The sequence below is a fragment of the bacterium genome (assembly GCA_037128595.1).
In the GTDB taxonomy this organism is placed as follows: Bacteria; Verrucomicrobiota; Kiritimatiellia; order CAIKKV01; family CAITUY01; genus JAABPW01.
The window spans coordinates 1-11,359 of the sequence record JBAXWB010000052.1 but is presented as its reverse complement, the minus strand read 5'-3'; the positions used below and the strand labels follow the sequence as shown (position 1 = coordinate 11,359).

The 11,359-nt window shown below is 57.2% G+C and carries 5 protein-coding genes; all 5 read right to left on the bottom strand.

Going from position 1 to position 11,359, the window contains the following annotated elements; all coding sequences use genetic code 11:
* Positions 1-786: 786 nt before the first annotated feature.
* Positions 787-1,857 carry a cellulase family glycosylhydrolase gene (locus WCS52_19010; protein ID MEI6169278.1) on the bottom strand — a complete coding sequence of 357 codons (1,071 nt, stop codon included), beginning with the start codon at positions 1,855-1,857 and terminating at the stop codon, positions 787-789.
* 711 nt (positions 1,858-2,568) lie between these two features.
* Positions 2,569-5,328, bottom strand: a complete 2,760-nt coding sequence (locus WCS52_19005) for a hypothetical protein (protein MEI6169277.1) — start codon at positions 5,326-5,328, stop codon at positions 2,569-2,571.
* 23 nt (positions 5,329-5,351) lie between these two features.
* On the bottom strand, positions 5,352-9,071 hold the full coding sequence (locus WCS52_19000; GenBank protein MEI6169276.1) for an Ig-like domain repeat protein: 3,720 nt from the start codon (positions 9,069-9,071) through the stop codon (positions 5,352-5,354).
* Between the two features lie 64 nt (positions 9,072-9,135).
* Positions 9,136-10,224, bottom strand: coding sequence for a LacI family DNA-binding transcriptional regulator (locus WCS52_18995; GenBank protein MEI6169275.1), 1,089 nt, complete (start codon positions 10,222-10,224; stop codon positions 9,136-9,138).
* Positions 10,225-10,797: 573 nt separating this feature from the next.
* Entirely contained in the window at positions 10,798-11,145 is a 348-nt protein-coding gene (locus WCS52_18990; GenBank protein ID MEI6169274.1) for a hypothetical protein, read from the bottom strand.
* Positions 11,146-11,359 lie beyond the last annotated feature (214 nt).

The window sequence follows — 11,359 nt, the reverse complement described above, 5'->3', positions numbered from 1 at the left end:
GAACACGGTGCGTGAATTTAAGGGACAAGCGCAGGTCAAGCCGCCGCACTCCAAAAAATTCACAATAGAGGCCGCATCGCTTAACTTAGTACTCTGATGCATAAATTCACTAACGTATAATGTTAATTCTTTCATGCGCTGATGGACTGCCGAGAGGAAGCGACTATTACTCCGGCCACTAAATAGCAGCAACTCCCGCAAGACGAATATGCCTTCACCACCCGCCTGGAGTACCAGGCTTGAGGCACTGAGGCACCGAGAATTCCCTGCTGCAGCGAAAATGTTGCGGGAATTGAAGGCGGCGAGTACACCGCCTTAAATTCCCGCAACCCCTCTTGGAGGAATTCATCGAGAAAGAGGAGATGGAACAACACACGAACCCCCTCCTCCCCCTCTTTATCTTCCTTCAAGAAACCGTGGCGTTTATTTTGACCACGGTATTTCCGTGGGCGAAATAAACGCCACATTTGTATTTTCTTCTCTGTGCCTCGGTGCCTCAAGCCTGGTACTCCAGGCGGGTGGTGAATCTTGATTTCCGATACTATTTAGTGGCCGGATTAATAAGCAGGTGGACTAAGGGTAACCGACTAAGGGTAGGGATTAGGTGTGTGGATTAAGTGTAAGAATAGTGCCGAGCGAACACTTAATCGCACTCTTCGTCACCTCACTTAGTCCGGTACGCTTCGTCGACTCGCTTAGTCAATACTGAACTCAGTGGTATATCTTCAATTTGAGTGGTTATTTAAGAAATGCTGTACTTAGCGTTCAAGCCAGGCACCAGCCTTTTCATTTCGTGATCGCGCGGATGAAGGCTGTTTCCGCAGGACTGTATGGCGAGCCATCCATGCGGAAGATTTCGTGGAACCACAACCCGGGTTCCGGAATCGGATCGCCGGGCTTGAGGAACGCGCCTTGGGCTTTCAATGCCCCGAGTTTCTCGATGGTTTCCCATCCAAAATGGGTCTGAGTTTTTCCCGCTACCAAGCCCCAGTTGTAGCAGCCGATGCCGTGTTTCTTGAACACCGGCAGGCAATCCAGGAACGTGGAACCCGAAGCACGCGCCATGTATTCCGTGCAAAGGATCGGCCGGCCGGGAAACCGTTCCTTGAGCGCAACAATTTCCGCTTCCAGCTTCGTGGCATCCGTGTAATTGTGGAAGGTCATAATGTCCGATTCCGCGGCCATCAGCGCATGGACTTGCTTGTGCTTGTCACCGTTTTCAAACCAGAGGCCGGTGGAGAGCGGTTGAGAGACGCGAACCTCGCGCGCCCACTGCCACGTCAGCTTCAGCAATTCCAGGCTTTTATCGTCAGGGCCACCATTGGCGGGTTCGTTATAAAGGTCCCACAACAGGACGCGGTTGTCGTCCGCGAACCGCGTCAGCACCCCGGTCACAAAGTCACGCAGCCGTGCCTGCTCCTCTCCCGCCACGGTGCCGTCCTGGAATTGCAGAACCAGCTTCTGGCCCGGACTCATTTTCCAGCCGGAGTTATGTACGCCCGCCACCGGCAGCGGCTGGACTCCCAGCACCGGGTCCGGGCGATGGCAATCGTCAAACAGGACGAGCATCACCTTGATGCCGTGACGGTCGGCTAAGGAGAGAAAATCGTCAATGCGTCGGGAAAACCCGCCCGGATCCTGGCTCCATACCAGGTCGTGCAAAAACACACGCACCGTGTTGAATCCGATTCCAGCGGCCCACCCCAGTTCCCGGTCGATGGTGACCGGATCGTAGGTTTCCGCCTGCCACATTTCCAACTGGTTGATCGCCGTAGCGGGAATATAGTTGCATCCGACAAGCCACGGTTGTTTTTGATACCACTCATTGGCCTGCTCCACAGTCCATCGTTTGCCCATTTTATTTTCCTTTGTATTATTACTCCGGCCACTAAATAATCGCAACTCCCCGCGACGAAAAAGACTTTACCACCCGCCTGGAGTACCCACCTCCGCTAAAGCTACGGCGGGCATGCCAGGCTAGAGACACTGAGACACCGAGAATTCCTGCAGGCAAGAAGAGAATGTGGCGGCATTTGTAATTCCGGAGTACCAGAATTAAAAATGCCGCCACGGTTTCTTGGAGGGGGAAACAGCCAGAAGGAGGAGAGGTGTTGTGTGTTGTCCCCTCTCCTCTTTCTCCTGGAATTACTCCAAGAAGGGTTGCGGGAATTTCAGAGGCGGCGTGCCGCGCCGTAGCTTTGCGAAGGCGGGTACTCCGCATCTTAAATACCCGCAACATTGTATTCTCTTCTTCCATCTTCTCTGTGTCTCTGTGCCTCTAGCGAAGCGGGTGGTGAATCTTGATTCCCGCTACTGTTTAGTGGCCGGATTATTAGTGCCTTCCGACTTTAATCAATCGCTTTATTGACCGGTAAAGGAGCAGAAAAGAAATTTGAACAGAAGTCGCAAAGCCCGCGAAGGGAATATTCGTTGCGCCTTCGGCGAATAAGACTATGTATTTGAATTTCAGTAATCATGCGAACTTCGTGATTGTTTCCGCCGCAGGCGGATCCGCCCGTGGCGGACAAACTCTTCTTTTTGGTTCCGGTAATGCCGCGGTTAGGCGCCCTACCGGATCAAAAACACCGAGCCGCCCGGATAAACCCGGATACTCCCGTTGAGTGCAATCTCCGAGGCATCAGGGATCCGGTCGAAATTCAAATCGCCCACCAGCCCCGGTACCACATTCGTCCAGATCTTCACGGCATCCAAACCCGCCGCGCCACTCTGTCCGCCGACCACACTCAGGCTCCCGTATTGCGATACTCCGGCGGAAATGAATGGCACCTGCTCCCGGAGCAGTTGGTCGTTCAGGAAAATGGCCGCCGTGTGGTTGCTGAAGTTCTGGAAGATGCTGACCCGCGCCCATTGCCCCGCGTTTACCCGCGCCACCGGCCCCATCGTCACATCGTTACTGCAGACATCCCATGCGTTCGAGGCGTGATTGTAAACCGTCAAGTACCCATTGGTCCCGAAGTACACCATCACCGCACTGTTGGCGACAACCGGCGGTTGCGTCTCAGGCGTCACCTGCGCGTCATCCTTGACATACAACTCCGTCCATACATTCGTGATCCCCGCTGCGCTGACCGTGTTGGAGACCGAGACCCCTGCCGGAATAAAGGCCGCCTTGGCACCCTGGCTCACAACCGCCGCGCCATTGGTCACCACAGCGCCAGCGTCCGTCGCCGCCCAACCGAAGGCGCCCAGCGAGGCCAACGTGACTCCGGGCAAGTAATTCTCGAAGCCATCGGTAAAATTCAGCATTGACGCCTTGAAGTTGAACGAGCTGGCATCCAGGGTGAACGTTCCCGTTTGTGTCACACCATTGGCCGTCACCGTCCCGTTCACAACCTGAACCTCCCCGCCCGCCCCGATGGTTAACCCGTTGAAATTGACCGCCGTGTTGCTGATCGTCAGCAACCCGCCCGCGGCAATCGTCACCTGGCCTGTCACCGTGAACGCACCCGCCGCCGTACTGACCGTGCCGGTCACCACGGTCATCGTCCCATTCACCGTCAGGTTCGTGGCATTCACACCCAGATTCGTTCCCACCAGCATCACCCCGTTCGACAGGGTTACCGAGCCGTCATACACCGCGTTGCTCACCACAATCACATCACCCGCCTGGGCCACTGCCAGTGCACCGGTGATCGTCAAGTGGTCACTCGGCACATACCGGATGCCGTTATAGACAAACGCCGCAATGATGTTCTGGTTGTTCGTGATGTTCGCCGCCGGATCCGTGTAGGTCGCCGTCTTCGTGCCCGCTCCCACAAGCGCCCCGCCGCCAACAGTTACCCCGTTGTTCGTCACGGCCCCCACCACATAGCCCGCGTTCGTCGCCAGCAGGCTGTAGACCACATTCGACCACGTCGAGATCATCGTGCTCGTCCCGCTGGGCGTGATCGTGCCGTTGCCCGCCGACGAAGCCGTGTTCGTCACCAGCGACAGCGTGAAGGTCGGGCCCGAGTTGGTATAGCTCCCCACCACCAGCGAGCCGTTCACCACCTGCAACATGCCGCCGCCCCCGATACTCAGCCCGCCAAAGTTCGCCGCCGTGTTGCTGATCGTCAGCAACCCGCCCGCCGCAATGCTCACCGTGCCCGTCACCGTGTACTGGCCAGGGGCGCCTGCGGAATAGACCGTCCCCGTCTGCACCACCGTCATGGCCCCGCTGATCGTCAGGTTCGTATCCCCGGCGCCCCCCGTCATGTTGGTTCCAATCAGCACCACGCCGTTCGACACGGTGATCGAACCCGCATACGTCCCGTTACTCACCACAATCTGGTCGCCGCCCTGGGCCACCGCCAGTACGCCGGTGATCGTCGTGTGGTCGCCCGGCACATACCGGATGCCGTTGTAGACGAAGGCCGCCGTGATCGTCCGGTCACTCGTCACGTTGAGATCGGTGTAGGTCGCCGTCTTCGTGCCAAAGCTGGTGGTCACGCCATTGTTCGTTAACGACCCCACCACATAGGCCTCCGCTCCCGTCAAGGCATACGTCACGTTCGTGTTCCAGGTCACCGTGAATGTCCCCGGGGGATTGATCGAGCCGGAGCCGGTCACGGATACCGTGTTCGTCAACCGCCTGACCGTCGTGACATTGCCATAGGTGTCGACCTCAAGGGCGTCAGCCACCCCATCATTGTCCAGATCCAGAGTCAGTGATGCCGGAATGGCGTTGCTGATGAAGACATTGTCCAGGAAGCCATTGGTCAGGTTGCCGCCCATGGATTTGAATGCTCCGTAGTTGGCCAGCGAATTGCTGATAAACGGGAGCCCCAACCGCATCAGATGGCCGTTCAGGAATACCGCAGCGGTGAAGTTCGTGAAATTCTCTAACACCGAAAAAACGGCCCACGCATTGGCCTGAAGGTACATGTTGGTCCCCCATACATCATTAGTGTAGGTGACCCAGTTGGTCACTCCGGGGTCATACACGATGGCATAGCCCCCGGTGCTGACCCCCAACATGACGCCCTCTCTTCCACTCGGAACCGGTTCCGTACCCGGGATCAGCCGGCCGCTGTCGTATACGGCGCACTCCGTCCAGACATGGGGATAGGTCGCGCCCGACAGGCTGACGGCATTCGAGACCGTCAGCCACTGCGGAACAAAGACCGAGTTCGGCGCGGAGTCCGACAGGAGATTGGTCACCACGGCGGTAGTATCATCCGCCCCCCATCCGTTAGCGAGTTGATTGACATTCGTCGGCAAAGTGTAGCCATCGAAGTTGTCCACCACAAACCCGGCCTCGGCTTGCCAGCCAGCGGCGACCACCCACCCCAGGGCCACCGCTGAAAACATTTTTCTATAAACAGTCATAACACCCCCCCATCGTGATGTCGTTACTGCAAGATGATAACCATCCCACTGGAGGTCACCAGGTACACCTGATTACCCGATTTGATGGCACGCGTCGTTGCCTTGGCGCCGGTGATCGTCCACCCGCGCAAGTCTGTCGCCCCGCTGATGTTGACTGGATTTGCTGAAGAAAACAATAAGACTTGGGACGGCAGGACGCCGGTTCCACTGACGTTTACCGTCGCGTTCGAAGGCAGTGACAGTATCCCGTTCACGTTCACGACATCTGCCGTGGTGGTGCTGTAGTTCCAATAGACATTGGCGCCTGCATTCAGGGTCAGATTGCTGGCACACGTCAGCGTTCCGATGTCATTCGTAATCCCGCCGGAAACTCCGGCGCCGGAGGCGACCACGACCGAACCGGTCACCAATCCGCTCCCCTCAAGAATCTGGTTGTTCGTGAGGGTGTACCCCGAAGTCCAGGCACTCACATCGAACACGGTGCCGCTCGTCACATTGATCACGGCCGAGTTGCTGATCGACCCCGTGGCCAACAGTCTCAAGGTGCCATTACTGATCGTTGTGCTGCCCTTGTAGGTATTGTTCGTGCCCAGTGTCAAACTGCCGGCGCCGAGCTTGGTCAGCCCGCCATCCGCTCCGCCGCCAGTGCCGTTAAGCAGCGCTTGGTTATTTGTTACCGCCATGGCGCTACTGTCAATGACCGCGCCGCCAGCCAGCACAAAGTTGGTGGTATAACTATAATTAGCCACAGTGTTATTGGCGGAGAATCGCAGGGTGCCACCATTGAAGTTGACCGTGCTTGCCCCAGTCCCCGCACTCGTCACAAACCCCGGCACGGTCAGCACACCGCCGTCCAGGTTCAGAGTAGCATTATAATTAAAAGAGCCATTAGCGATCTGGGGCGCGGTGGCAAACGTGACCTGCGCGTTGTTCGTAATGGTGACCACTGGTGACCAAATGCCGCTAAAATTATTCTGCTTCCCGGAAGCGGAAGTGCCGACTGATACCACCGCATTTCCACTCGCAGTAAAAGTGTGAAAGGCCGGAATATACGCGCCATTCGTCAGGATCAGGCTGCCCCCGCTGATGGCGTAGGTCGGCATGTCATAGGTGCTAGTGTTGAAAGCGGCATTGCTGTTGATGATTACCGTGCCTCCGTATTGGGACACCGTCCCGCCGCCACTACCGCCGAAGGCGACAGGACAGTTGGCGACCATGACTGTACCGTTGCTGATCGTTATTGGAAAATAACCACCGCCGCAGCTTAGAGCAGTGGGGCAGTTGGAGATTACGAGACTCCCGCCGTTGAGGCGGAGATTGGCAGAATCCCAGAACGGTTTCGTTATGCCTGAGTTGCAAACACTCACGGTTGATCCATCGTTGAGGATGATATCGCCAGCGCGTAAGCTGAAGCCGTTGGTTACATTCAGAGTTGCTCCGCCATTGATAGTCAACTTCGCATTAGCATTGGCGGGCATATCAAGACTTGCCGCGTTCCATTGGGTATTGGAATAAAGATTCACACTCTCGCCATTATTCCACAAAGCCCCTATCGTTACGGGTCCGGAAGTCAGGGTGACATTGGTAAGGTTGAGTACATTACCTGCACCATTAGCTTTACTGAGCACCACTGAGCCCAAGTTCATGGTGTTGTCGCGCAACCAGGTAGTGCCGGCGCCAGTCGACGTCAGTCCGCCTGAAAAGGTGTTAGCGCCGGAGAGCGTCAGGGTGCCGGCTCCGCTACTGGTGATGCCATAACCCAACGCGCCGTCCGTGATGTTGCTGGTGGTGGTGATGGCGCCACCGGACACCGCGTTAATGGTCAGGTTGGTGGCCAGGGTGATGGGCGTGTTGAGGGTGAGTGTGCTGGTTCCAGCATTGGCGATCGACGGCAGGGTGCCGCCGCTGGTTTTTGTGAAGAGCAGGGAGTTGCCGCCGGAGGCAGAAAGATTCACGGCGTAGTTCGGCACCACATTCAACTGGTTGAGCCAGAACGCACCGGACAAATCATTAATACTATTGTCGATAGCCGTGGGCTTGAAGACGATCACGGCTTCCGATACGCCGCTGGCGGTGGGCGAAGTGCCCGTCCAGCTTCCTGCCGCACTCCAATTTCCGGACGCCGAATTGGTATAGTTCGCAGCCCCCACCGCCACAATGGAAGCCGTCAGGCCGGTGGGCTGCGTCAGGGTGTAGTTGGCCTGCGAGGTCGCGTCAATGGTGGAGGTGGAGGTTACGGGTTTGTTGATCCCCGGGTTCGCGTCTGCGAAAGTGCCGGACAGTGTCAGCGTCACCGAGTCGGGGCTCACCACTCCGGCAAGCGTGCCAGTGAGGGTGGCGGTGTTATTGCCGTTATCAGTTTTGTTCTGCGCCGCCGCGTTGGGGATGGTCAGTGCCTTCTTTGCCACCGTTTGAGTGCCCAGGGCCGTTGATGTGCTGGAGGCATTGCCACTGTCGCCTAGGTAAACGGCCACGATGTTGGCGTGGCTGCCCGCCGTCAACGCGTTCAACGGGTTTAGGGTCACGATCACGGAGCCTCCGGACAAGGTGCCCGTGCCAATCTCGGTGCCGCCGAAGCCGCCGTTCCTGATCTTCACCGTTCCTGACGGGCTGGTGCCGGTCACCGTCACGTCAAACTGCAACGCATCGCCGTAGGTCGAGGAGGAAGTCCATGGACTACGCAGCGCCAGCGTGGTGGTGGTGCCGACGGCTGGCAAGGTGACACTCTGGCTGCCGGGCAGCGTACCGGTGCTGTCGTCGAAAGCGCCGGTGGCGGTGAATACCGCCGTGACCGTGTGCGTTCCCACCGGCAGCGCGCTGGTGGCGATGGACGCGGTGCCGGTCGGGCTAGTTCCGGTGGTGACCGTGACCGGCGCGCCCAAGGCGACGCCATTGGTCATGAACTGAACCGATCCCGTGGGAACAACCGCGCCGCTGGCCGGAGCGATCGTCGCCGTGAAGGTGACCGAATCGCCGACGGTGGACGGATTGGCCGAAGAGGCCAACGTGGTCGTTGTGGCGGTGTTCGTGGTTGTCAACGAGAAGTTGTCGAACCGAACCCACGTGGGAGCGACGGTGATGATGTACGCGCCCTCGGTCAGGCCGAGCTGCACGGTGCCGCCGAGGTCGGCGCGGGTGAGGTCAGTGCTGCCGCCGTTCCATGCCTGTTTCGTCCAAGTCGTCCCGTCGCTGCTGGTATACACATTGAATACGTTGCCGGTGCGCGTCAGCCGCAAGTATTTCCCGCCGCCGGCGGTAAACTGTGTTTCGCTGGGGGCGTTGTCATTGACGCTAAAGAGCCCGTTATAGGCGTTGAACCATTTATAGGTGACCATCACGAAGTCCTCTGCCGCGTTACCGTCGGCATTGGCCGGGTTCAGGCGGACCAGCAGCCCGGCAATCGTATAGTTGGCCGTTGTCCCGGCGGTCACCTGGACGCGGGCATCGAAGTCGCCGGTCACGCTTTTGTAGAGGAACGGGGCAGTGGCCTTCGTGCCTTCCCAACCGACCGCACCGTTGGTGGTAGTGCCGATGGTCAACTGGTTCGGGGTGCCCGTCGTATTGAGAACGTTGGCGGCTGATTGGTTGTAAACCCCGTCCCAGATCGTGCCGCTGACGCCTGCCGTCAAGTAGTCGTGGGACGTGCTGAAATCATCGGTGACGGTGACGGTACCCGCCCCCTCCGTTCCCGCCGCCAACGCCATCACGATCACCGCGATCCATTGCCCTATGATCTTATTCATATTCATTCCTGTGTTCATTTGATTCTCCCCCTCTTTTGTAACTGTAACCGCGACACTCATGTACTCATCCTGTAAATCCTGCATATCCATGTTTGAAACTCGTTTCATCTTGAAACTCTTCCACCCCGTCACCCGGAACCAGTGTCGGCTCCAGCGCCACGGTCATACGCGGTTCGCGGGGATGGTCGAGACGCCAGAGCAAACGCTCCACGGCTTTGCGCCCCACTTGCTCGGCATGGATGTCAATCGTGGCCGGACGCGGGCTCAGATGGGCCAGGAGGATTCGTTCGTTGTTACACCCGATCACATCCAGATCTTCGCCGGCTTTCACGCCGCGCCGCTGCAACTCGGCATAGAACCCCAGCGCCAGCGTGTCGGCCGACAGGAAGACGGCGGTCGGCCGGGGATTCCCGGCAAGCAACTGGTCCACCAGCACCCGCATCCGGTCGGGGTTCGCCTGCAAGAGCTCTTCGGACGTATCGAGCAACGCCATATCCTCAAACTCCAAGCTGGTTCCACCGCCCGCCGCCATGGCGCGCTGGAACACCTCGCCGCGCTCGATAAAAAACGGCTGCCGCGTGCTCGAAATGAAGGCGGTATGCCGGTGCCCGCGCCCGAGGAGATAATCGGCGGCAATCCGCCCCAGGCTTCCGTTGTCATAGGAGACGTGATCCCACAACGCGCGGGGCTCGATCTTCCCCATGACCTGAACGCAGGGAGTTCCCTGCAAACGGCGAATCAGGCGTTCATCCTGCGTGGACCCGAACAGCACCACCCCATCGACCTTCTGCGAGGACAACTCCGCCGGACTGGCCGCCTCCGACGACAGATGGAGCAGCATGAGCGCTTTACCGCTCTCGCGCACCGCCGCCTCAACCCCATGCAAGACGTCGAGATAAACCGGCGCATTCATGGCCGCCCGGGGAAGTCCGGCCACCACCAGCGCGATCCGGTTGGTGCGCCGGGCACTGCGGGTACGCCGTTGACGCCGACCCGGCGCCGCCGGCTGATATCCCAAGGTCTGCATCGCTCCACGAACCGTGCGCTTGGTCTCCGCACTGATAAAGGGGCTATCATGAATCACGCGGGAAACTGTGGCCAACGACACTTTGGCCAATTCCGCGACCGCCTTGCTGTTAATGGTGCTACTCATACGATGTAGATATATTACTGCTTACCAGACTCTCTGTCCATAGGCTTTGCATGGTTTTTTTTGCATTGTAACATATTGTTAGTAAATGGTTTAGATTTAGATGCACAAACACACTTATTTGCATCTTTGCAATATAACGGGTGGATTGAATCCAGATCTCCTGATATAGGGGCACGACATCGTGTCCGTTATTTCACCGTTTCAGGATCTTACGAATTGGATCAATCGAATCTTGGTCATGATTTTGACTGGGAGAAAATTCGAACAGAAGTCGCAAAGCCCGCGAAGCCCGTTCGACAGGCTCAGGGCAGGAAAAGGTTTTCTTAGCGATGCAGGCGGGCCAGAAATAAAAATCCCGCACCGACCCTCGGCAGGAGGTGACAAGTCTTTGATTCTTCAAGCCACATTCACCTTTGCGAGCTTCGCGACTTCTGTTCAAATCTCTTGGATTGGCTGGTATTTAGATGTGTCTGCCCTGGCGGATACACATGCGCGGGCCTCATCACTACCGCTACCGTGCGTTCTCAGTTAGCGGGATCCTGCAATCCCCCTCCGAACGTAATGAACGGTTTCTTAGATTCCCGCCAATTCATTGGCATGAATAATACGATAGAAATAGCCTGATTGAAGCACCTCACGGGAGGGTTCGCCCTGAATAACAAGAACACGTTGTATTGTTTTAGAAGGGAACTCCTGTTGCAATAAATGCACTTTTCGATCCACCTCTCGGATTACATCCATCCCTGTCGGAGCGGCAGAACACTTCATTTCGCACAGCGTCATCACATTGTCTGCCCGGGCGAAAAGAAGATCTACTTGAAAGCCAGAGGCGTCACGCGCTGGAGACCTGAAATAAGGCCCTGCAAAAAACTCAATACCCGAAAAACCAAGCAGGGCAGCCAGTTGACGTGTAAATGACACCAATGGATGGCGATTCTTTCTGCAGAAAAGCCCTCAATGAACTCAACTCCGCTTTTCGCCCAATGAACGCACCACTCATGATATTTCTCCTATAACGCAAAAAAAATGCATTATAGGCTGATTATATGCAAGACAAAAGGGAGGGTGGTTGTCCCCAGCGCAGGGTCTATCCATTTGACTTCATAAGCACCTGAATGGCAGAGGGATGACTTTG

Bases quoted from the DNA above. Each gene is read 5' to 3' on its own strand.
- WCS52_18995 (MEI6169275.1), bottom strand. From the start codon at position 10,224: ATGAGTAGCACCATTAACAGCAAGGCGGTCGCGGAATTGGCCAAAGTG.
- WCS52_19005 (MEI6169277.1), bottom strand. From the start codon at position 5,328: ATGACTGTTTATAGAAAAATGTTTTCAGCGGTGGCCCTGGGGTGGGTG.
- WCS52_19000 (MEI6169276.1), bottom strand. From the start codon at position 9,071: ATGAATAAGATCATAGGGCAATGGATCGCGGTGATCGTGATGGCGTTG.
- WCS52_19010 (MEI6169278.1), bottom strand. From the start codon at position 1,857: ATGGGCAAACGATGGACTGTGGAGCAGGCCAATGAGTGGTATCAAAAA.